At 49.0% G+C, this 22,929-nt stretch carries 16 protein-coding genes; all 16 read right to left on the reverse strand.

From position 1 onward, the window contains the following. Positions 1 to 6: 6 nt before the first annotated feature. The 16 genes from LEPBO_RS39685 to LEPBO_RS0101235 all read right to left on the reverse strand — a co-directional run bounded on the left by LEPBO_RS39685 (position 7) and on the right by LEPBO_RS0101235 (position 22,791). Positions 7 to 2,892 (reverse strand): right-handed parallel beta-helix repeat-containing protein, encoded by a 2,886-nt coding sequence (locus LEPBO_RS39685; protein WP_051077748.1) that lies wholly within the window; start codon positions 2,890 to 2,892, stop codon positions 7 to 9. Between the two features lie 13 nt (positions 2,893 to 2,905). Then, positions 2,906 to 4,804, reverse strand: a complete 1,899-nt coding sequence (locus LEPBO_RS0101165; RefSeq protein WP_051077749.1) for a serine/threonine-protein kinase — start codon at positions 4,802 to 4,804, stop codon at positions 2,906 to 2,908. Positions 4,805 to 4,856: 52 nt separating this feature from the next. After that, positions 4,857 to 6,260: a vWA domain-containing protein gene (locus LEPBO_RS0101170; RefSeq protein WP_017285693.1), complete on the reverse strand. Its 1,404-nt coding sequence runs from the start codon at positions 6,258 to 6,260 to the stop codon at positions 4,857 to 4,859. 2 nt (positions 6,261 to 6,262) lie between these two features. Further along, on the reverse strand, positions 6,263 to 8,296 hold the full coding sequence (locus tag LEPBO_RS0101175; protein WP_017285694.1) for a protein kinase domain-containing protein: 2,034 nt from the start codon (positions 8,294 to 8,296) through the stop codon (positions 6,263 to 6,265). 18 nt (positions 8,297 to 8,314) lie between these two features. Continuing rightward, positions 8,315 to 8,923, reverse strand: a complete 609-nt coding sequence (locus LEPBO_RS39690) for an FHA domain-containing protein (RefSeq protein ID WP_017285695.1) — start codon at positions 8,921 to 8,923, stop codon at positions 8,315 to 8,317. Positions 8,924 to 9,178: 255 nt separating this feature from the next. Continuing rightward, a complete protein-coding gene (locus LEPBO_RS0101185) occupies positions 9,179 to 11,251 on the reverse strand; it encodes a serine/threonine-protein kinase (protein WP_017285696.1) in 2,073 nt (690 codons plus the stop codon). 20 nt (positions 11,252 to 11,271) lie between these two features. Further along, a complete protein-coding gene (locus LEPBO_RS0101190) occupies positions 11,272 to 13,200 on the reverse strand; it encodes a PP2C family protein-serine/threonine phosphatase (RefSeq protein ID WP_017285697.1) in 1,929 nt (642 codons plus the stop codon). Positions 13,201 to 13,214: 14 nt separating this feature from the next. Beyond that, complete coding sequence (locus LEPBO_RS0101195) at positions 13,215 to 13,733, reverse strand: FHA domain-containing protein (protein WP_017285698.1); 519 nt, start codon at positions 13,731 to 13,733, stop codon at positions 13,215 to 13,217. Positions 13,734 to 13,783: 50 nt separating this feature from the next. Beyond that, positions 13,784 to 15,166: a vWA domain-containing protein gene (locus LEPBO_RS44265; RefSeq protein ID WP_017285699.1), complete on the reverse strand. Its 1,383-nt coding sequence runs from the start codon at positions 15,164 to 15,166 to the stop codon at positions 13,784 to 13,786. 12 nt (positions 15,167 to 15,178) lie between these two features. Further along, positions 15,179 to 15,565 carry a hypothetical protein gene (locus LEPBO_RS0101205; RefSeq protein WP_017285700.1) on the reverse strand — a complete coding sequence of 129 codons (387 nt, stop codon included), beginning with the start codon at positions 15,563 to 15,565 and terminating at the stop codon, positions 15,179 to 15,181. Positions 15,566 to 15,638: 73 nt separating this feature from the next. After that, a complete protein-coding gene (locus LEPBO_RS0101210) occupies positions 15,639 to 16,892 on the reverse strand; it encodes a VWA domain-containing protein (RefSeq protein WP_017285701.1) in 1,254 nt (417 codons plus the stop codon). Continuing rightward, positions 16,876 to 17,934 (reverse strand): hypothetical protein, encoded by a 1,059-nt coding sequence (locus LEPBO_RS0101215; protein ID WP_017285702.1) that lies wholly within the window; start codon positions 17,932 to 17,934, stop codon positions 16,876 to 16,878. The genes LEPBO_RS0101210 and LEPBO_RS0101215 overlap by 17 nt, the downstream gene beginning before the upstream one ends. A 37-nt stretch (positions 17,935 to 17,971) precedes the next feature. After that, the gene (locus LEPBO_RS0101220) at positions 17,972 to 20,326 is read right to left on the reverse strand and encodes a sulfite exporter TauE/SafE family protein (protein WP_017285703.1); all 2,355 of its coding nucleotides are present in this window, start codon (positions 20,324 to 20,326) and stop codon (positions 17,972 to 17,974) included. A gap of 4 nt (positions 20,327 to 20,330) precedes the next feature. Further along, positions 20,331 to 21,209: a hypothetical protein gene (locus tag LEPBO_RS0101225; RefSeq protein WP_017285704.1), complete on the reverse strand. Its 879-nt coding sequence runs from the start codon at positions 21,207 to 21,209 to the stop codon at positions 20,331 to 20,333. Further along, positions 21,199 to 22,035 carry a hypothetical protein gene (locus LEPBO_RS0101230; RefSeq protein ID WP_026148335.1) on the reverse strand — a complete coding sequence of 279 codons (837 nt, stop codon included), beginning with the start codon at positions 22,033 to 22,035 and terminating at the stop codon, positions 21,199 to 21,201. The genes LEPBO_RS0101225 and LEPBO_RS0101230 overlap by 11 nt, the downstream gene beginning before the upstream one ends. Before the next feature lie 24 nt (positions 22,036 to 22,059). Continuing rightward, positions 22,060 to 22,791 carry a hypothetical protein gene (locus tag LEPBO_RS0101235; RefSeq protein WP_017285706.1) on the reverse strand — a complete coding sequence of 244 codons (732 nt, stop codon included), beginning with the start codon at positions 22,789 to 22,791 and terminating at the stop codon, positions 22,060 to 22,062. Positions 22,792 to 22,929: the final 138 nt, after the last annotated feature.

Here is a 22,929-nt window from a genome sequence, read left to right on the forward strand (position 1 = left end):
AAGCTATCACTCCTGATTTCTTTGAATTTGGGCTTTGGAGCCAGATTCGACGGTTCTTGCTCCATAGACGTTGTGAGTGAGCGTGCAGTCTTCGATCGTGCCTGCTCCCTGAGCTAGGATCTGTACCCCGATAAAGCCATTCCAACTGATCTGGGCACGCTGGATTAAGGGATTACCGCCCGTATCAATTAAGACACCTGAGTTCAAATTACTCGAAATCTCACAATCGGTAAAGTGCCCTTGCCCATTGTCCATCACATGCACCCCAACGAACTTTCCATGCGAAATCTGGCAGTGTTTTAGCGTCGGATTGCTTTGCTGACAAATCTCGACTCCAGCACCTTGGTTACTAAAAATTTGACAGTGCTCTAAAAGTCCTGCACCCTGTTCTCTTACCCAAACCCCATTCGATCCGCCATCGTGAATCTTGCAGCGACGTAGGATCGGGTTTCCTTGAGTGGCAATAATCAGGTTGGGATACTGATCTGGACTGCCAAAAAGATCGCAATCCTCTAGGAGTCCCTGCCCCTGATCAAACACGCAGACTGCATTCATCTGCCCGTCATGAATTTGACAGTTGCGAATCTGAGGCGTGCTCGATCGCTGAATATAGATCCCTGCCTGAGCATTGCCAAAAATATCACATGCCTCGATTTCCCCTTGCCCCTGCTCATCGACCCAAATCCCAATCCCTCGCCCTTGATAGATCTTACAGCGTTGAATTTTTGGATTGCTGGCTTGTTCGATGCAAATTTCAGACTTCGCATGGTTATAAATTTCACAGTCTTCGATCGTGCCCTGTCCCTGGTCTTTCAGCCAAATGCCATGAGATTCTCCATCGTGAATTTTGCAGCGTTGCAGCGTCGGATCTCCTTGCTCATAAATCGCGATGCTTGGATACTGTGCTGGGCTACCAAAAATATCACAGTCTTGAAGCAAGCCTTTACCGCTCTGCGAAACCGTCACATTGTTCCTTTGCCCGTCATGAATTCGACAGTTGCGAATGGTCGGATGACTGTCTTGCTCAATGTGAATTCCTGAACCAGCATTGTTGAAGATGTCACAGCCTTCTAGCTTGCCCTGCGCGTGATTTTTCAACCAAACTCCATCAGACTGCCCATCATAGATCCGACAGCGACGAAGCACGGGATTACCCGACACGCTAATCACCACATTCGGATACTTCTCCCCTGCTGCAAAAATTGCGCAGTCCTCTAGTACCCCTTCCCCTTTCTCAGCCACGACGACATTGTTCGACTGCCCATGATGAATCTGACATTGCTTGACCAAAGGATGACCGCCTGATTCAATCTGAACCCCTGCCCAGGCATTGTTAAAGATATCGCAATCCTCGATCGTGCCTCGCCCTTGCTCTCGTGAAAAAATTCCATGAGACTGATTATTGTAAATTTTGCAGCGACGTAGCGTGATGTTCCCAGATTGTTCGATCAGGACTCCTGCATAGGTATGACCGAAAATTTCGCAGTCTTCGATCGTGCCTCGTCCCGCATCGCTCACCCAGATTCCTAACTGATTGCCCTCATAGATACGACAGCGTTTTAGAATCGGATTTGCTTGTGCTCCTCGAATCACAATGCAATCGCCTGAGCGAGAAGTGATGTGGCAATCTGTCAGGGTGAGTTGTCCTTGTGTGAGATAGACCGCAGAGCGCGAAGTTTCAGAATCAACCGAAGTGGAGCGTAGCGTTAAGTTGCGAACCGTTGCTTGTTGGGCTTGCAGTTGTAGGCAGTGGGATTGATCGCTTTCGACAATAATCTCATTCGGGTTAGAGCTATCGCCTACAATTTCTAGGGGTTTATTGATCGTCAGGCTTTCACGATACCGTCCGGGTCGTACTAGAATCGTGGCATTCGGAGGAGCATGACGGATTGCTTCTTGAATCGTCTGATACTTGGCTCCAGTCGGTGCAACGACCATGAGATTTGGTTTCGGCAGTGCGATCTGCAATGCCTGTAAGAATTGCTCAACGGATTGAGGACGCTGATCGACTTGAATCGCTAACGCCCATTCGATCGCTTTACTCATTGCACGACTGAGATGAGGTTGGAGCGTCTGGGGAGAAGGAAGTACAGCCCCAAGAATGCGTTCGGGTGCTTGTAGGGGCAGTTCTCCCGTTAAGAGATGATAGATTGTAGCTCCCAAAGCATAGATGTCTGTGTATTTGTCAAACTTAGCATTTCGACCGTACTGTTCTAGGGGGGCATAGCCTGGAGTCAGAAGTGCCGTCATGCGACTCGTTTTTCCAGCGACAAAGGCACGAGCTGAACCGAAATCAATCAACACCGCCCGATCGTCTTCTGTGATGATGATGTTTTCAGGTTTGATATCGCGATGGAGTAACCCCGCATCATGCACCGTCTTGAGTGCATCCCCAACTTTAGCAATATAGTCGATCGCTTGTCGCTCAGAAAGTGCGCCTTGTTCTTCTAAGAGCTTCTGTAACGTTTTCCCCTTGAGAAATTCCATCACGATATAGACCGTGTTGTTCTCCTCAAATGCAGCATAAATCCGAACAATGCCAGGATGGCGAAATTTTCTAAGCAGGCGAGCTTCTTCTAGCGCTTTCGCCTTGGAGAGTTGATAGTCTGATTCGGTCAATCCACCTGAAGGCTGTACTGTCTTACCCTGACGCAAGCATCCCGGAGGAAAAAATTCCTTCACTGCGATCGGTTTGCGCTGCTTTATGTCACTCCCGAGATAGGTAATCCCAAAGCCTCCGCGCCCCAAGACTCGACCGACTGAAAAACTGCTCCGATTAAGCTGAGTGCCGACTGAGAGGGTATGAGGAATCGCTGATCTCAGCACAAAAGCACAGACAGGACATTGGACTGCATCTTCTGAATTTTGGGTATTGCAAACTGGACACTGCATCCCGATCAGCCCCCTATTTCTGTGTGCACTGCCAAAGCTTGATCGTCTTGTCGTAGCTCCCACTGATCAAAGTCTGACCATCAGGACTGAACACCACACTGGTTACACCCTTGAGATGCCCGATCAGGGTTTGAATACATTCTCCAGTCACCAAGTTCCAGAGTTTAATATTTTTTTCGTCATCACTTGCACTAGCAATCAGGCGTTCGTCTGGACTAATCGCAACCGATTCGATGCCACCGCCTAAAAAAGAGCCAGGCTGCGCGGTCAACGTCTGACGCGACTCACCTGTAGGAAAATTACGCAGCTTGATCTTGCCGTCTCGCCCAGCCGTGACTAGCGTTTGTCCACTGGGACTGATCGCGATCGTTCTGATTCCGTAGAAAGTATCGTCCAGATGGAAAATCTCGCAGCGTTGACTGAGCGACCAGATTTTGATTTTGCCATCAAAGTCAGCGCTCACAAGCAGGTGTCCATCGGGGCTGAAAGCAACAGACTGAACAAAATTTGGGTGTCCTGAGAAGGTGATCAAGCTTTCTTGCCCTGCTTCAATCTCCCAGAGCTTAACAGTCTTATCATCGCTTCCACTGGCAAGAACTGTGCTATTTCCATTCATCATGACGGCAAGCGTTGCTATCGATCCCTGATGTTCAGTGAAGGTTTGGAGTATTTGTCCAGTTCGCCAATTCCAGACTCTAATGGTTCTGTCATCACTCCCGCTGATCAAGACCGAGCCATCAGGACTAAACACGACTGCTCGAACCCAATTTTGATGTCCACTCAGAGTGCAGATTTCCGTCTGAGTCATTAAATTCCACAGTTTGATCGTTTTGTCTTCACTGGCACTCGCGATCGTCGTTCCATCTGGACTGAGCGCCACATTGCGGATTCCAGCGAGCCAAGTTGAGCCAGCAGCATGTCCCGTTAGGGTCGCAGTACACATCCAAGTTTCTCGCACTTGAGCAGGCTGAGCAACCGCGAATTGACGAAGAAAGGCTTCTACAGACTGCGGTCTTTGAGTCACTTGAATTGCCATTGCTTGTTCGATCGCGGCAGATACCGTCGATCGAACGGCTGGGTTTAACTGCTGCACGGTTCGCAACTCTACTCCAACGGCGCGATCAGTCGCAGCGACTGGCGTTTCTCCCGTTAAAAGGAAGTACAGCGTTGCGGCTAGGGCATAGATATCTGTGGAGGGTGTTTTTTGCGATCGCTGTGCATATTGTTCTAATGGAGCATATCCTGGTGTAAAGGTGACCGAATGGGTTTGAGTTCTATCCGAAACATACTCTCTAGCTGTCCCGAAATCGATTAGAACCGTTCGCTGATCCTGAGTCAGCATGATATTTTCAGGTTTGATATCGCGATGCAGAAAGTTAGCGCGGTGAATGACCTGTAATGCTTCGCCCACTTCCCGCACATAGGTTAACGCCTCTGTCTCATCCAACCTGCCACCTGCTTCGGTTACCCGCTCTGCTAGGGTTTTGCCGCGCAGGTACTCCATCACAATATAGACCGTATTGTTTTCTTCAAAAGCATAGAAGACTCGTACAATGCTGGGATGATTAAATTTAGCGAGGGTCTGCCCTTCTAGTAAAAATTTTTGCTTAGCATCAGCATAGGTTTCAGAAGTCCAGCTTCCTACCGAAACAACCGTTGTTCCTTGCCTGCGACAGTTTTCTGGAAAGAATTCCTTGATGGCAACAGGGCGAACCAAGCGCGTATCACTGCCCAGATAGGTAATCCCAAAGCCGCCCTGACCCAGAACTTTTCCAACCGTGTAAGCACCTCTCGCCAGACGCGAACCCGGCGACAAAACATCAGTGATCAAGGGTTCCAGTGCCGCCCTACATTGACCACACTGCATTACGCCCGTTTGATTGTTAAATCCGCAGGCAGAACACAGCATCATCGGAGCCTCAAGCTAGAGTCAATCAAATGGGATTGCATCAAGGGCAGTTCTCCTAAGCACCCGTTAAACGACGAATTTCTTCTTCTGAAGGCACACCATCTAGGGAGGAATCTGATCCTGGCTTGATCGTTTTGGTGCGTCCCCCCGCTCGGACAGTCTTGGCTGTGCCGACGGAAATCTGTCCAGTTTGATTCAATTCTTCTAGTGCATTTTCTAACATTTTGGTCACTGCGGCATTGCCGACTCGCTTAGTCATTCCCACTGCAACTTGTAGCGTCTGCTGTGCTCTAGCAACATCTACTGTGGAAAGCCTTACTGCTTCTTGCACCATGCGATCGAGATTTTTCTGCTGCACAAAGCCCAAAACTTCTGAATCAACGGTTGCGATCGCGGCTTCATCTAGTGTGAAATCGACGAACAAGTTTTGGACTGGAAACTCTTCTCGCTTGCTCAGACCCGGTGCAGATCCGGTTAAGCCGACCTGTGCAATTCGCACTCGACTCGGAGGACGCTCAATTCCAGAAACCGTAAATTCTAAAATAAACACCGTAAAATCGCCTGCTGTCACATTCCCCAGTCGATAGCGCGAGTCAGTGTAAGTTGCCTCGGATAAGCTGGGATAGATGCGAGTCACACTGTCTAGCTGTACGCCTTTTACGGTTGCGATCGTCGCTTGCAAATCGGTCACGACCTCACGCACTGAGGATCCCACTTCTTCGTCTAAAATCCCTTGCAGTTCGGTCATTTGCTGTAAGTGATAGTGTCGTCCCTGGCTCACCTGAGACAAGTCCATCAGCAAGTCTTGGTTATACTCATTGCCAATTCCAATCGTGATCAGGGGCGTATTTGTTTTGCCGAATCGCGGCGCGATCGCTTCACAATCTGGTTCGTCAAAGGTCTGTCCATCGGTGAGTAAGAGCACTCGCTTGGCAATGTCGGCAGGGAGGTCTGCGAGTTGCTGATGTACTTTTTCGAGTCCTTGACCCATCAGTGTGCCGCCAGAATACTTTTTCAGGGAGGTTACGGCTTGATGTACAGGTTTTTTATCCGTCAGCGGGGTCAAAGGCAGGAGCGTTTCTGCGCGATCGTCAAAATGCACGATCGTAACGCGATCCTCTGGAGCGAGCCTTGAATCATCGATCAGCAGGGTTGCGGCTTCGATCGCTCGATCTAATTTGGTCGGCAATGCTAAGTCATATCCCTGTAGTCCCCCATCAGCAGTGGGGCGGGGGGTTCCTCTGAGTCCACGCTGCTGAATTTCGACTTGGGCTTGCTGCTGATCGGCAAACTCCAACATTGAGCTACTCGTATCGATGACCAAGGCTAATGCTAGCGGTGGTCGAGATTGTGCGACTTCAGCTTGAGGAATCAGCTTGAGCATCACGAATACTTTTTGTGGCTCGATCGCGTTTGCTTTGAGACTGGCACGGTGAGGCTTGAACAAGAGATTGAGCATGGCTATTCTTCCTTGAGGATGGCAGTTTCGTTTAGGCGAACCAGCAGCACGGTCGCATTGTCTGGCGCACCTCGCTGGAGGGTGAGATTGATCAGTTCGTTAGCAGCATGTTGTAAGTCAAATCCGGCTGCTGCGATCACTTCAGCCATGTCTTGTTCCAAGAGAGGTTCCCACAAGCCATCGCTACACAGGAGCAGCACATCCTCGGTCTGTAGCTCGATTGTGGTTTGGGTCGTCATGGGTTGTAGCGTATCGATGTAGTACTCGGGCAAAGGACTGCGTTCTCCCAGTGATCGCGTGACTTTACTGCGATCGGGATGCTGCCGGAGTTCTTCTAAAGAAATCTGCTGTTGGAGCACATGCACCATTGCCAGAGAATGATCTTGAGTCAGGCGGATTACGTCCTTACCCCGGATACGATACAGCCGACAATCGCCGACATGCGCGATCGTAAATCGCCGATTGATCAAACAGACACAGAGCATTGTGCAACCGCCGCGCTCGTGCCGTTGCTTTAGAGTCTGGCACACTTGCTGATTTGCTTTTTGAACCCAGGTTTTAACGGTGCTCGTTGGGTCAGGTCCGCTTTGGAGCGTGGCAAAGTGCAGTGCTGCTTCTGCAAGCACTGCTTTGACAGCAACTTCGCTTGCAACTTCTCCAGCAGCCATACCGCCCATGCCATCTGCAATACAAGCGATCGACCAAACTTGCTCCTCTGCTTCGCATAAAAACTGTCCGTTTAGATAACCATAAGCATCCTGATTGGTTGTTCGCGTTGCTTCTAAACCAATGGTTGTGGCAGCAGCGATCGAATAGCTAATCGTTGGTGCGATTCGTCGCTTGAGTCTTAAGAGATGTTGATGCAGTTCTTCCATCGTCTTGAGACGGGAGTCGCGGCTGCCTAGGCAACGCCTGAGAAGTTGTAGCCCTCCAGGAATTTCAGGGAGTCGGCTGTGTTCTAGTCCCATTTCTGAAAGATTCTGTCCCGTGAGTGCGGCATAGAGGATTGCACCGACTGAGTAGACATCTTCACGGGCATCGACAGGCAGCTCAGGACGCAAATCTGGGGATGAATAGCCCACATGCAAGAAGGGATGAGCAGTTGTTTGTCCGAGGCGCACGGCGTAGGAGAATTCAAAGATTTTGATGGGTTTGCCGATCGCAATTTGGGTCGGGCGCAACCCCAGGTGAACCCATCCTTTTGTGTGCAGATGCGTCAGACCAAAGGCAAGCTGAGCAAGGGTAGACAGCAGTTGTGGCAGAGGAACGCGATCGCGCTCAAGCCAGTCAGCGAGTGTGGTTTCTGTATTGATTGCTTCGCTGATCAGAATGGTTTTTCCATCTTGATCAAAGAGGCTAAAGACTTGAGGAAACATCTGATGATTCAAGTCTTGTAGAACGGTTGCTTCATGCTGCAATCGCTCAGCCGCTTCTGTTCCACTCAGAGCTTCTCTCAGCCAAACTTCCTTTTGCGGGGCGATCCAGATTGCTTGATAAAGATTGATTTGAGAATCGCTTCTGAGTTGGGTTCTGATGCGGAATGTCGCGCCTTCGGGGGAGATAATCTCAGTGCCTCGATCGAGCAGAGGCGGGGCAGGAATTTCTGACAGGGGTTCGCTCAGTTCTTCTAATAGTAAAGGCTCTGCTGAACTTTCTGCTGAACTTTCTTCACGGGGTTCCTCAGCGCGATCGGCTTCTTGCTCAACAGTCGGAGACTGGACTTCCTCATCTATCTCAGATGGCTCTGGCAGTTGGGGATCAAGGTCATCTTGAGCAGGTTCTGCTTCAGAGGTGTGTTCTGCACTGACTTGATCGGGTGGTTCAGGCGGATCGCAAAGCAGTGGCTCCTCGATTGGCTCAGTTCGATCGAGTTCAGACGGAGACGCGCTAGAACTTTCGGGATCAGCGTGAGTTGGAGGAGTTTCTGCCAGTGCTGCATCAGGAGTCTGATCCGACTGCTGATGGTCTTCGGAGGATTTCAGGATGGTGTTATGTTGTCCGACGATCGATTCATCCGAGAAGGTTGGTTCAGACATTGTTCACCTCGCTGCGGATTAATCCACATGAAATTCAAATTGGACATTGCCAAATGCAATCTCGTCTCCGTTCTGAATCGGGCTTGCTTGTTCACTTGCGACGCGCTCCCACTTGGCTTGCCCGACTGAGCGCAAGAAAGTACCGTTTTTGGTTGCCAGGTCTTTGAGTAACCATCGTCCCATTGGATCTTTTGTAATCTCTGCATGGTTGCGCGAAATGTGATCAATGGCTGAGGCAGGAAGTCGTCCCAGGTCGATGTCTACTGGTCCGCTTTCTGGATCAAAGCGTCCAATCACAACTTGATTGCCATGGATAGGAAAGGCTTCTGATGTCGCGACTCCATTGCTTCTAAACACAATTCGAGCAGACCCATTTGTAACAGGAGCAGGTTGCGGAGCAGGATCAATATCTGTAGAACTGGGAACGGTTGGAGTCGGCTCTTCTGCTGGAGTCGCGTCGGTTGCTTCGACTTCCGCATCGGGCGGATCAGTAATGGGTGTTTCTAGCACAGGAGAATCAGCCTGTGGGGGATCAAGCGGTTTGGCTGGCGTTAGGGTAGTCCCACACTCGGAACACACGTCATCCTGTTCGGATACTGATGCATCGCACACAGGGCAGTTAATCATACTCAATCTCCTCATCTTATTTGCAGAATACTTCGCTCGTGCTGCCTCTTGTCATCTTTGAATTTTGGTAGGAGCGATTCGAGCAGGAGAGCCATTCGCAATCTATGAAAAAAAGCAATCACTGAGTCTCAAAGCTTACTGTTAAACTCACTACAATAGTGACCGACGATCGTGAGTTCTGACTCGGACTTTATTTTTTCTTAAGCAAAGCTAAGCGCTTGATTTGCCAATTCGCTCAGATCTTCAGATTTGCTGCTACAGATCCATCCCGATCGCTCGAAAAGCATCTTGGATCTGATTTGCCATTGCCAGATTGCCTTGCTCTAAGTAGAGTTGAACCGCAAGAGAATAGCACGATCGCACTTCTCGTTCGTCTTTTAAACTACCTTGCTGACTGAGGTTCGACAGCACCCAGGCGAGATTGTGATGTGCAGAGGCAAGACTGGGTTGAAGTTGGATCGCTTGTTCTAGATAAGATTGCGCGATCGACCATTGTGACTGCTGAGCGAACAAGATGCCTAATCGCAAACAGGCATCAGCACTCTGAGGTAAGGTCTGGTATGTTCCAATCGCAGCCTGTGTTTGATCGAGCTTTTCTTGTACAACTCCAAGATTCCAACTCATCCAATCTGACTTCTGCGACTTTTGTACGGCTTGGCTAAAATCGTTGAGAGCCAGTTTCCATTGTGCTTTCTGAGCTTGCTTCCAGGCTCTAAAACCCCAGGCAAAGCCACTATCTATCGCGATCGCTTCTTGCAGCGCAAGCTCTAGATCTGGGGATTGAGGATTCGTGACAGCATCAAGTGCCATCAGCAAGCAAGGATAGATCCAGATTTGGTGGTGCTGAGCACCTTGAGATTGCTTTGACTGCGTGATTGCCAGACGGGCTGAGGGAATCACGATTCTCCAATTTTTCTGATGGGCAGCAATCCAAGCCTTGACTCCTAAAGCAAACACGGACTGTTGCTCCAGTGCGAGAGAATGGTCGATCGCGCTTTGAGCAGACTGCCACTGACCCGATTTGCCTAAAGCCCAGGCGAGATTAGCAGCAATCCAGGCTTGTTGAGGAGCAAGATCAACTCCTTGCTGTAAAAGTTCTACTGCCTCACGCCATCGAGCAGATCGACAGTGCAGTAGACCGAGAATGCCATAAAGCCGTCCATCGGTTTGAGTCAGTTGTAGGGCTTGTTCGGCGATCGTTTGACAGGTCGCATCCTGTCCAAGATGGAGCAACACGATCGCGAGCTCAGTTAAAGCTATAGCATCGTTGGGCGTATCTGCTAGATATTTTTGATAAGATTGCGCTGCTTCTTGCAGGTGAGCTTGCTCGACTAGGCGACGCGATCGCACGAGGCTTGGGGACGTGAATTTACCTGTTTGAAGTGCCTGAATCAGTTCAGTCGTGCTTTGAAATCGATCATTCGCATCAATCCGCATTCCGGTCAAAATCACCCGCTCCATCAGGTCGCTAATTCCAGACACAATCTGACGAGGAGGCTTTAAGCGATCAGATAGCAATCGTTCAGGCGCTTCTAGCGGCAGTTCTCCGGTCAGCAACTCATACATCGAAGCACACAACGCATAGATATCTGTGCTGGGATTGCGTTTTGCACGGACGGTATACTGCTCTGGTGGCGCATATGCTCCGCTGAGATAGCGCGTCATGTGGGAAGTTTTGCCCTGTGTAAACTCGCGTGCTGTACCAAAATCGATCAAGATTGCTTGGTCTTGATCGTTGATGAGAATGTTGGCTGGCTTGATGTCACGATGTAGTAAGTCATGCTGATGCACCACTCCTAATGCTTCTGAAACTTGAATAAAGTAGCGTTTTACTCGTGCTTCTGACAAGATCCCTTCTGCTTCCCAAATCTCCTGAAGCGACCTGCCCGATACCAGTGCCATCACAATGTAAGCCGTATTGTTTTCCTCAAACCAGTCATAGACCTCTACAATATTCGGGTGCTGACATCTTGAGAGCCGCTGTGCTTCTCGAAGAAATCCATCAATCATTTCACGCTGCTGCTTGCGGCTCACTGCCCATAGCACCGTCCTTCCTTGGCGACTGACTTCGCGATCGGGAAAGTTTTCTTTAATTGCGATCGGGCGTTGCTGTCTGAGGTCAAATCCCCGATAGGTAATGCCGAATCCCCCCGTTCCCAGAGTGCTGTCAATGCGATAGGTTCCCTGCTTTAATGTCATTCCGGGTGGCAGATGAATTAGTGCAGTCGTTCGTTGAGTGGTGGAATCGACTAGCGGATTGCCACAGAGCGCACATGCGATCGCGCTGTCTAGGTTCTCATGAAAGCAAACTGAGCATTGGATCGACATAATGATTGGATCGACATAATTTATGACTGTTCAGAAAAATGGCATCGGAGTGCTAGAAGGGTCGCGTTATCATGAGCGCCTGCTTTTAGGACTGCTTCGATCGTTTGGTGAACGGCTTCTCGTAAGCTGCGGTCTGGCTGAAAGAATTCAATCATCTGACAGGCGAGTGAATTTTCAGCCGGATTTTCAGCATTTAATTCGTCCCAGACTCCATCTGAACACAACAGCAGAATGTCTCCCTCTTGTATCGATAAGGTGAGATCACCATAGCGCGACAATGTGTGAATATAACCCTCACTGAGCATCCGACGATCTCCAAGCGATCGAGTCAGTTGATTGCGATCTGGATCGTCCAGGCTGTCTTCGTAGCTGATTTGCCCATTTGCTAGACGACTTGCTGTCACAGAATGATCTTCGCTCAGTTGACAAAGGATCTGATTGCGGATCAAAAAAATCCGACTGTCCCCAATATGAGCAATGTAGAGATTTCGATCGACGGCGAGTGCTACGCTCAATGTTGTTCCGCCTCCTTGCACTTGACTCGATACCTGCTCGTTTGCTTGCTGGACAGCAGATTCTAACCATTTCGCCCATTCTGACATCTGTTTCGACTGGGGCATAGCAGACTCTAGCAGGGTCGTAATGGCAATCTGGCTTGCGACTTTGCCTTGATTCATCCCGCCCATGCCATCTGCGATCGCAGCGAGTGCAATGACGCTACTATCAAAGCGATCGAGATGTTTAATCCCATAGTGGTCTTCGTTCTGTAATCGATGCACAGAAAGACCGACCGTCGTCTGACTCGCAATTTCCCATTCGGTTCGTTTAACATTGCCGTAGCGTTTGCGAGTTTCGACGAGCGCATCTCGCAATCGACATAGGGGCAGACGATCCTCCGCATCAGAGAGACACAGCCGCAAAATTTGATAGATCGACGGGATAGGCTTAATTGCTAAGGGCGCATTGTGAGTCGAGGTTGGAGACTGTTTGTGAATGGCTTGGTACAGAAGACTTGCTACCCCATAGCTACTCATCGTCTCATCGACAGGAGATGTGCTAAATGCAGCTTCTGGTGGACAATACTTGCCGGATAAGCCTGACTGTAACTGCTCACCTGTAGGATAAGCGCCTGTCAAGTCGTGAAACTGAATCGGAGCACGCAGGTAGATAAACTTTGGCAGAATTTGAATAAAGCTCCACTGCACTTGCTGTGTATTGAGAAACAGTTGGCAGACCTGAGTTGCAACCAGGAGCGCCTCTTCCAAAGAAACGTCGCGATCGAGCCATTCTTCCAGCGTTTCGGCATCTTCTGGCAGATAGCTGAGCAGAAGTAGCTTGGGTTCAGGGTGTTCTGATGCTGCTTCGACGATCGCGTCATCGAGTAGATATCCCGATTCATCGACGGGATCAAACGGGTGTGAGTGACTTGCAGTAGAGTCTTCTCGGTCAGTCGATTCAGAGTGATCTGCAATGTGAATGGCGGTTGAATCGGGTTCAGGCGGATGATCGATCGATTCAACACTCGACTGAAATTCAAAGCCACAAGCACTGCACTGTAAGCTTTCTTTGGGATTCTCAAAGCCGCAGATCGAGCAGGATATCGTTTCGGAAGGTGCTGGCTCGATTTCTGGAGGGGCTTCAACGGTGGGAATCGGTTCTGCTGTTGAGATCAAAACAGCAGGTTTCATCTCAGATGCAGCTAGCTCCGAGATCAGCTTATTGGTTTCAATCACTTGACGAAGTTGAAGTTCTCGCGCCAAGTTGCCATTAATTGACCCGACTCGCAATAAGCCCTGCTTAACATCACTCTCAACGGTTTCTTGAATCCCAACTCTAAAGTAGTAAACATCCGCCGCGTGTGCTAAGTAAGCTTCTACCTGCACCTGAAATGCTTCGATTTCAAACCGGGCAGTGGGCTGAATGCACAGCGCATCAGTAAGTGTGTTCATAGCGCTGCAACTCTTTAGGGACTTTGAAACAGAAAGCGGAGTTTCGCGATCGCAATCTCATCACCCGGACTGAGAACTTGAGGATAGTCAATCCTGGCGCTAAATCGACTCTCGCCCACTCGTCGCAAAAAGATGCCATTCTCAGAACCGAGGTCTTTGATTTTCCACTGATCGCCTTCACGGTAAATTTCGGCATGATTGCGCGAAATGAATTCGTCTTCTTTGAATCCTTCCAGATCAATGTCTACGGGACCCGTCACTGGATCAAACTTACCGATCACAGTGTTTACCGAGTCGATCACAAACTCTGCGACAGGTGCATTGACTGTTTTTGGAATCAGTCGCGCTGTTGCCGCAGTGGGCAGAGCGGGAGTTGTAGGCGTTGGCAGGGGAATTGGAAGCGGCTGTGGGATTGGGGGCGGACTGGGAGACGAATCAGGACTGATCTGAGTGAGGTCATACCCACAGGCAACGCAGAATTCGGTTCTGTCAGGGTTTTCGTCGTAACCACAGGCTGGACAAGGACTCATCATAGTTTGTGCTCCTCAGCTAAAGGCTTGAATATTGAAATAAGTTGCGATCGTTATGTCCCAGATGCTTGGCGAATCTCTGCTTCAGAGAGTTCATCGTTGATGTCTTGACCCATTTTGACGGTCTTACTTTTTGATCCCATTTTGATGGTTTTGCGAGTGGCGGATGAGATCCGGCGTGTTTTTCGTAGCTCGTCCTGAGCAGAGGTGAGGGAGTCGGTCATCTCTGTGTTGCCGAGCCGCTTTGTCATGCGTCGCGCTGATTCTAGTAATTCTTCTGCACGATGGGGGTCTTGTTCCGCAATGCGCGTTGCTTCTGTGATTACCTGTGCGATGTTACATTGCTGCACATAGCCCATGACTTCTTGATCTACCTGGACGGCGAGTTCTTGTCCTGCGACAAATTGCACGACTACGTTTTGGAGATCAAGTTCGCCGCGTCGGTTCTCTCCGGGCACATCATAGGTTAGTCCTAATTGTGCGATGCGAATTCGGGATGCGGTGCGGCTTGCGATCGTAAATTCTAAGATAAAAACGGTTTCATCGTGAGCCAGGACGTTCCCGATGCTATGTGGGTCTTGATCAAGCGAGAACTCTGCTTGTGAAGGATAGGCACGCAGCACTCGCGTCAGTGCGACCCCTTTTACTGTTTTTACAGTCAAGGCTAGGTTCGTGATCACTTCCTGCTGGACTAAGCCGATTTCACTCACGATCGTGTTAGGAAAATCGAGGATCGAGACCGCAGTTCCCGTTGCCGTACCGGGCACAACATGAAAGGGCTTGCCTCCCGTCACATCGCTCAATCGATTCAGCAGATCTTCGTTAAATTCACCCACTCCCAGTGCTATCATCGGAATATTGGCGATCGAGAACTGTTTTGCTAATTCATCGCACAGGTCTTCATCAACGGTTTGACCATCTGTGAAGACTAATGCCCGCCGACTTGCCATGCTGTGATCATCCAGGGCGTGGAGGGCTTGTTTTAAGCCTAGCCCCATGCGAGTGCCGCCAGAGAAGCTTTTCAGACGCAAAATTGCAGCGTCAATTGCAGCGACTTCGGTTGCGGGTGTAGCACTGATCAGCGTTGTGGCTTGATCATCAAACTGAATGATGGAAATGCGATCGTTGGCATCTAACTTGCCAGAATGCAGCAGCGATCGTAGCGATTCGATCACAATGTCAATCTTGGTTTTGCCGCCTGTTGCGACGCGCCACTGCTGTCCGTCCATCTGGACAACCTGGTCAGTAGGTTGAGGCTCACCTGCGACAACGCTATACATCGAACCGCTTGTATCAATCACAAATGCGATGTTGGTTGGTGGACGAGTATTTGCAACTTGTTTGGTGGGGCGGAGTTTGAGCATTAAGAATAGTTTTTGCTCGTCCGAGTCGGCGGGGAGAAATTCGCGGTGGGGAGTGATCGCAATGTTTAGCATTTTGTTAAGTTGCTAGAGGAAGCTGAGAGGGGGAAATGCACCGCTCTGGGGTTCGATCGCGCTGAGGTCAGGAGGAACGATCGCGGGAGGAGCTTGATTGCCGGAGTCTTGTAGCTGGTCTAGGTCGATGATGTCGGTCGGGGCGAGGTTGATTTTAATGGTGCTGTCTCGGTAGCCTTGTCGGATATCTTCGATCCAGGTCTTGATGATTTGGTTGAGGTTGGAAGCGTTGATGCGGCAGAGGCTACGTCGTTGAAGTTCTCGCCGAATCGTCTCTCGGACTTCTGGAGTGAAGTAGCGTTCTGGATGGTCTTCGTCATGCGGCTGCAAATCAAGGGTGTATTGGCACTCCTGATCGGTTTGAGCTTCGGATTTGAGCGTGAGGATGTACTTAACCATTCCATAGTGCGTGACGAAGTTCAAGGCGGTTACTTGCTATCATCTCTGCGAATCGGATGAGATGAGAAAGAGCTTAATACTTTTTTTGCGATTGCAGCGATCGCGCCCAGAGACTAAAGGGCACGATCGCTAGCAGAAATAAAGCTCCTGCTAGAATAACAGTTGGCAATCGAGTTTGCCACTTTACTTCGCGTCCGAACAGTGTCATGGTATAGGACTCAGGCTGAGAGGACACTTGGTTGGCGCTAACTTTCACGCTGTGTCGAGTTCCTCGCTCAGGATTAGGATTTTCATATTTCAGTTCGTATTGACCGCGTAATGCATTGAGAAATCGAGTTTCTAGTTCTCGTACAATTTCATCTCCTGCGGCTGAGAAAGTATGAATTCCGCCTGTTGCATCTGCAATTTGCTCCAATCGCTCTTGATCCATAAATCTTCCCTCACATGCGATTTTGCCTCTTACGTTCTCGCGTGTGGCAGCTTGATTCAGTCCGCACCCTCTACCCACGTCTTGCGGAGATTCACCATATCCCAGAGCATGTAGCCAAACTTTTGGCTTGTCTTGAAGTAACGTACTGAGTGCTTCAAAGGCTTGTCTCTCGTTGGGGCTTTGATTGTCGTAGCCATCGGAGAGCAGGATGATTGCGAGTTGGGGGAGTTCTTGGTTGAATCCGCTCGGTTGAGTTTGCCGTAATGCCTTGACTGCTGCTGTGATCGAACTGTAAAGATTAGTGGCTGCACAGGGAGAACTCTTTGCATACATCTCAAGGGCTTCTTTTAGACGGGGGTCACTGGGTGAATAAAATCGATCGTTGCTCAGTAGTTTCGCTGCGTTCGGATTGTCATCATAAAAAAGCTTTGGCTTGATGTCTGGACTGCACTTGTCTTGATCTCCTGTACTAGGTTTTCCGAATAGAACCAGATTGACTTTGGTTTGGTTTGTATCGCGATCGGCAAGTTTCTGGATCAGTCCTCGAATTCCTGTGATCGCGCGTTCAAATTTTTTGGTTCCATTTCCATCAGGCTCCTTCATACTCCCGCTAAAGTCTAGGAGCACAATCATTCGGAGTGGGGGTGGACTCGCCTCATCAGGACGGCTGAACGACCAGTTCTCGGGCGAGAGTGGTTGATCATTGACTTCTAGCTGGAAGTTGTCTCGCTTGAGTGAGGTAATGGGGTCTTGTCTAGCATCTCTTGCTTGGACGCGCAAAATGACTCGATCATCGACAATTTGTTTGCCCATGATTTCGACCTGTTTGACTTGAGCGATCGCAGGCGTGCTAAAACAAGTGAGCAAAAAGAGCGATCGACTAAGCCAATGGATCAAGGAAACGGTTGTAGTAGACGAAGCGAAAGCATTTTTTATCATCTTGAGAATAAAAAGCTAGGATCGTATTGTGTCTGAGTGTGATAGTTCTGCGCGAGTCTAAACGTTCTCCATCAATTGAAATCGTGTCGTAGCAGGTGTTGTTGGGGATAAGCTTGACCGATCGAGGCTCTACATTCAGATTGGCAACATGGGGAGGCAGATGAGGAATTTGAATATTTGCGCCCGATCCGGATCCAATCAGAAATTTGCCGCGAGGGGGGAGCTGAATCGATAAGCCTTCTTCGATTTGCTTTTCTTCGGGTTCCTCGCTCACAAACTTTAAGAGATCGTGATTAATTCGAGGATAGCTGGCGTAGGGTTGGGGATCGGGATCATAGTTTGGTCCAGTAAACTCGAAGCCAGTTCCCGCCCGAAGTGCTGCCATGTAGCTTGGAGAGGTGGCAATGCTTAGGGCTAAGCCGAGCAAAGCTCCGAGCAGCGTAAATCCGATCGGATCTTCGATCCTGCGAAATTTCATCATTTCAGATCGAGAGAATTGCCAGAGTAGCTCAAAAATGACTGCCGCAACTAAGCTAGCCAGGGTTCCGAGTGCAATACTACTCATGAGCCGCTGTTGAAATCGTCTAGAGTCTCCTGCTTCTTGACTCCGCCAGCGCCATGTTAGTCCTTCGGCGAATCCGACCACTGCGCCGATGACGAGCCAACTTGAAACTCTCAAGAGCCAGGTCGGAATGGCAGGAGAAAACCACACAATCAGGGTGAGAATTGCCCCGATCGTGAATCCACTGCCGAGTCCTAGCCCGGCTGCAATCAGAAGCGGTTTACGGGCGATCTTAAAGTTAACAGTTAAGCGGGTAGGATTGCTCAGAAAAATTTCGTTGATCACCAGTCCCACAGCGAGAGAAGCCGCGACACAGGGAAATAGGACGAGCATCGGAAAGGGCTGGAGCCAATTGAGATCGTAGAGAATCAACTGTCCCAGATTCCATCCGATTAAGGCTGAAATCATGCCTGCTAAAAAGTAAAGAATCGTTCTCATTGCCAGTAAATTTGAGTGCTGAATTTAGTTCTGCTTATCAGTGGATGCTTTTTTTCTTAAGCTCATCTTCTAACGCCTTCTCTAGCGCTTGACCCGTCTGTCCATTAAGCTGTAGTACTCCATCTTTAATTGCTATCCCATTTCTACTTTGATAGTTGTGGAGCGCAGCAATCCATTTGTCAATTTTTGGATTTGCTTGATTGGGTGCGTTACGAGCAGATTCAGCAACCTGAGGATCGGCAATGACACCTGCATATTCGACATCACTTTGAAGCACACATTTTAATGACTCCATAATCTGATTTTGAGGTTTTGCATTGGGTTCAAACTGAATCGGTGGATTGCTTTTAAATTTTTCTACAATTCTTGAAATCTCTTGCCGAGTGATCGAAAAACTTTGTCGAGCTTGAACGAGTAGTTCTGGTGGAGGCTGTGTCTCAATTTTGGCGCAGCCAGAAGGTTGAGGTGTACTAGAAGTTGAGTTACTGGTTTGGGAGCCGTTTGTTGAACCCGCTTTCCGAGCAAAATTATTGAGAGTCCGATCGTTGGAGAGAGTTCCAATTCCCCAGCCTGCTGCTGACGCAATGATGAAACCGAAGGCTGAAAGCACCCACATCGCGATTTGCTGACGTTTTGGCATCTCTTGTTCAGGATCATCTTGGGGTGGCACAGACTTAACAAACTTCCGTCCCAGAATCTGCATCAGAAGGAGCACGACAGTTAAAGCACCCAAAAATACAATAAAAATCAGTTTCAACTCATTCGGAATGGCAAGGATGAAGCCACCCAAGAATCCAACGATCGTTGCGATCTTGTAGAAATGTTTGAACACAAAACGATCGTAAATTTTGATCAACGCGTACCCAGCTTGTTCCCAGACTGTAATTTTGCGAGATATCCAGCGCCCCCACAATTTTTCCTTACGACGCTTAGAGTCGAGGGCGTTTTTAAAGATTTTTTTGGGAACCTCTCCTTCGGTTACCTGACAGAAATAAGCAGCAAGCTGGTAGTAGCTCTTTGTCCGCCTGATCGATCCAATCTTGGCAAACTTATCGGCTAGGTCTTTAAATAACTTAGCAAAGGGGACATATGTGCCTGATCGCTTCTCTGCATGTAGGCTTTTCCAGAAGTCAGGATCTCTGCTTTTCAGTTGAGGAAGAGGGTCAGGAGGAGTGTCCCCCCCTAGAGTTCTCAAATCGTGGACACTATTATTGATTAGCTCTGTATTGCACTGCGTTTTGTACCAGAGACTATCTTGCTCAGAAAGCACCCAAACTAATCGATCGACTAAGGTTCTATCTGACTGCAGCCGCTTGAAGCAAATTTCGATGCCTGAGTAACATCGATCTCTAACCGTTTGGATGTCTACAAATCTTGGAGGGATAGATTGCAGTTCAAGCTGTCCTTGAAAAGTTAAAGCGGTACGTGTACGTTTTTCACTCTCTTCCTTCCTTCCTTCGTTTAACCACTTTAAATAATTCGGAAGTTCTTTAGGCAGCGCGATCGCTCTCAAGGTCAACAGCCGAATCATCTCATCCGTGTCAATCTTCTTCTTGATCGCCACCGATGCATCAAAAGAATTAAAGATCTGTTCCCAAGCTTGGATCGATACATTGGGATCATCCAAGGCTTCGACAAAGGTTTTCAGATCTTTTGAATTCATTCTATTGTCGCGCAAAGCTTTGAGAGCACCCTTAAGACCCTGCTCATCCGCAACCTCAGCCGTCGCTTCTAGAACAGGCGTGCGATTTTGCAAGCGTTGGTAGGTGTCTTGACTCGCAGGTTGAATGACCAAAAAACGCTCTGGTTTTTCGATCGCTTCTACGTTGTACGCCCATGCTGGAATAATTTTTCCCTTTTCACTTTTCTGATAGGCGATCGCACTAATCGCAGCTACCTGCATCTGATGCTTGGGAGGGACAATAATCGGAGATTTGTGTTGATCGACCCACTTCGGGATTTCTGGCGACTCAAGCTGGGGATTCGAGATGATGGATTCGCTTGGACGATCAAACGGATCAAATACTGGATAGGAATCGTGGCTCTTCACCCAGGCTAGAAGCTTCGATAAATTATAGCGCCCCTGACTCAAGAAATAGCGATAGACCGGGAACGACCTCGATTCATCTTGCGCCAAAGTCACGATCGCTAAAACTGACCAATCCTCCTCGGCATCTGATTTTCCCCAACACTCCCGTCCTACCAGTGCAGGCTCCGATTTTGACGGACGCACATCAAACAGAAGATTCCGAATGTCTCGATCGACTGCTGGCGGAACTTTAGTCAGCGTCGAGTTCATGTACCCTCCTCTATAGCCCGTCGATCTCCAGTTTTCGCGCGTCCCTTGCGGATTAAGCGCAGTACAGAATTGGTGAATCTCAATCGAAGACATGGGTCTACTCCTTATCTAATCCAGGATGACGCTTATTTGTACAGAGCCAATACAGGGGTGCAACGAGTCCAAACGGTTGCCACAACCTGGGATTTTTCAGCACTGCCCGTGTTCCCCCCTGATCGCGGTAAGTCTTTCGCATATTTGGCTCCGGCGTGTAGGTTCCCAGTGACCCATATGCCGACAGCGTGAAACATTCAGTCTGAATCGCGCCGTCCTGCTGCCAGGTCGCCAATTTTGCACACAGTTTGGGAAAGCGATCGTGGACTGCCTTCTGGGGCTGAAACCGATGCACCCAGAGTTCGGGTTGCTCACACTTCGACAGCGCGATCGCAATCCGTTGTCTAGAAGCCCCTCGGTTCTCTTGATCGAGCGCGAGGAGCAACTGTTCGACACTGGTCGCATAGTCTTTATCCTTGCGATAAGCAGTGCCATCGAGCAGCAACAACAGTCCATTTGCACGAACACAGTCTTCTAGATAATCCTGAAATCTCAGCGACTCTGGCTTAAAAATCAGATCTCTCAAAAACTCACCGGGATAGTCCTTACAGGCAATATTCAGCGTAGTGGTTCTCGCGCCCTGAAAGCTCCAGCCAAACTGATCCCGAAGCGTAATCGTCAGACCATAATCTTTGAGATCTAATGTCGAATCGAGTGGAGATGGCTCTGGCTCTAGTCCCTGCTCCAGAACATTTTGCGCCATTGCCACCAAACTTTTACTATCCTCCCCAAATGGGGTGACCGACTGCACTGGACTATTGGGTGGAATGATCGAACGAGCGAGAGCCGCCATATAGGTTGTTTTACCCGCCGCACGATCGCCAATCACCCGCAGCGTGGCATTTTGAATTTGGCTCTCTTTTTTCCCAAATTTAGTGACCACTGCTCATCCTCGCTTCCTTCGCTAACCAGTAGATTGGAGCCATCAAACCATAGGGTTGCCAGACTTTGCGCTCACGCAAATAGCAGAATCTCTGTTCTCCAAACTCTTCATGAAACACAATCTCGTCTCGTCGATTGGGTCGTGGATTAGTAATCGGATCGAGTACCCCAAATGTAGAAATGGCAAAGAACTGGAGTTTTGTTTTCGCAATTCCCTTTTTCAAAATCTCGGTTGTGCGCGGCAAATGAGTCTCAAACAGATCGCGTTTTGGATCAAGCCGACAAGGCCAAATCTCTCCTCGTTCACATTTACTAATCGCGATCGCGACTCGCAAATCGGCTCGACCATAGTCGTGAAGTAGCTGCACAAATTTTTGAATGCGAGGGACATAGTAAGCATCATCATCCCAACGATCGAGGAGAATCAAGCATCCTCCCACTCGTTGCTGAAAGCATTCGTCAATGTAGTCAGAATGAAGCGAATCCGCCCCATTGATCGAGTCAAAGACCTCACCAGGATAATCCCTAGCAACCAGGACAATCCGTTCCTTCTTAAAAGGCTGCTTAATCCAAATATCGAATGAATACTCAGGCAATTCATCGATATTGTCAGTTGGCAGCGTTGGATCTAATGAGAGTCCCTGACAGATCATGTTCTCTGCTTTATCGGCGAGCTTGTGAGTGTCCTCCCCAACCGGATCGATCGTAAATCTCTGGCTTTTGAACTGTCGATGCCAGTAAGCAAGACCTGCCATAAACGTCGTTTTTCCAGTCCGCCTCGATCCGATGATGGTGATAATTTGGTTGTGCTGTCCGGGCTTACTCATGGTGTCGAAAAATAGTGTCGAAAATCAGGCGGATAAAAAACTAGCAAGGTAGATCCAAGGCAATTCGAGCAGTGTGCGGCTATGAATGCTGGTGATAAAACAACGGGCTGCACAGTCGCGCTGTGTATTAATTCGATCAATCTGTGCTTGAATCGGGTGAAAATATCGCTGGGAGACATAGCGGTGTCGATCGAGCCATGCCATTTGCCTTCCATTCGGATTGTAAATGAGTTTTTGAGCCTCTGCTTCATAATCACAAAATAAATCGGCTTTATTGAGACAAATCGCAATGTGTCGCGCTTTAGCACAGTGACTTATAAAAAACTCGACCCAACTATCAAAGCGATTACACCACTGTCGCTGAGTCATGTAAGGCTGGGGATCAATGGTAGGCTTTAAGATTTCGCGATAGGGAGGCAAGATTAAGAGCACCCCTTCACTCTGTGTGACTGTGCCGAGAAAGCTCAGCCAATCCTCCTGATTGTCGGTCTGCCAGGAAGAGCGCCAAATTTCACCCGGTGTATCCATCCACTTGACCAATAGAGGCTTGGGGATCGGAAGCTGGACATTCACCTCCAATGGGTGCTCTCGAATGCTATCGGTGGCTCGAATGGTATCTTCTGTGCCAAACAGATTCGCTTTGAGAGAGTCATAGTCAATGCCTGAAACCTTGACATAATGCCCGCGAGGATTGATTAACTCTAAGGCAAGATGAGTTTTTCCAGCTTTTCGATCGCCGATGTAAACAATTGCCATCGCTACTCCCTGACCTGGGCTTGCATATTACTTAGGCTGCTAATTTACTTCAGTTAGATAGACGGATAATAAACACTATTTCTCAGTTTTTCAATTTGATCTGGCAAATTTTAATAGAAAGCGTTACTCTCTAGATGG

This window comes from Leptolyngbya boryana PCC 6306, from assembly GCF_000353285.1.
GTDB classification, from domain to species: Bacteria; Cyanobacteriota; Cyanobacteriia; order Leptolyngbyales; family Leptolyngbyaceae; genus Leptolyngbya; species Leptolyngbya boryana.

Bases quoted from the DNA above. Each gene is read 5' to 3' on its own strand.
- LEPBO_RS0101170 (WP_017285693.1), bottom strand. From the start codon at position 6,260: ATGCTCAATCTCTTGTTCAAGCCTCACCGTGCCAGTCTCAAAGCAAAC.
- LEPBO_RS39690 (WP_017285695.1), bottom strand. From the start codon at position 8,923: ATGATTAACTGCCCTGTGTGCGATGCATCAGTATCCGAACAGGATGAC.
- LEPBO_RS0101230 (WP_026148335.1), bottom strand. From the start codon at position 22,035: ATGAGTAAGCCCGGACAGCACAACCAAATTATCACCATCATCGGATCG.
- LEPBO_RS0101165 (WP_051077749.1), bottom strand. From the start codon at position 4,804: ATGATGCTGTGTTCTGCCTGCGGATTTAACAATCAAACGGGCGTAATG.
- LEPBO_RS0101205 (WP_017285700.1), bottom strand. From the start codon at position 15,565: ATGGTTAAGTACATCCTCACGCTCAAATCCGAAGCTCAAACCGATCAG.
- LEPBO_RS39685 (WP_051077748.1), bottom strand. From the start codon at position 2,892: ATGCAGTGTCCAGTTTGCAATACCCAAAATTCAGAAGATGCAGTCCAA.
- LEPBO_RS0101185 (WP_017285696.1), bottom strand. From the start codon at position 11,251: ATGTCGATCCAATGCTCAGTTTGCTTTCATGAGAACCTAGACAGCGCG.
- LEPBO_RS0101175 (WP_017285694.1), bottom strand. From the start codon at position 8,296: ATGTCTGAACCAACCTTCTCGGATGAATCGATCGTCGGACAACATAAC.
- LEPBO_RS0101195 (WP_017285698.1), bottom strand. From the start codon at position 13,733: ATGATGAGTCCTTGTCCAGCCTGTGGTTACGACGAAAACCCTGACAGA.
- LEPBO_RS0101190 (WP_017285697.1), bottom strand. From the start codon at position 13,200: ATGAACACACTTACTGATGCGCTGTGCATTCAGCCCACTGCCCGGTTT.
- LEPBO_RS0101215 (WP_017285702.1), bottom strand. From the start codon at position 17,934: ATGAGAACGATTCTTTACTTTTTAGCAGGCATGATTTCAGCCTTAATC.
- LEPBO_RS0101235 (WP_017285706.1), bottom strand. From the start codon at position 22,791: ATGGCAATTGTTTACATCGGCGATCGAAAAGCTGGAAAAACTCATCTT.
- LEPBO_RS44265 (WP_017285699.1), bottom strand. From the start codon at position 15,166: ATGCTAAACATTGCGATCACTCCCCACCGCGAATTTCTCCCCGCCGAC.
- LEPBO_RS0101220 (WP_017285703.1), bottom strand. From the start codon at position 20,326: ATGTCTTCGATTGAGATTCACCAATTCTGTACTGCGCTTAATCCGCAA.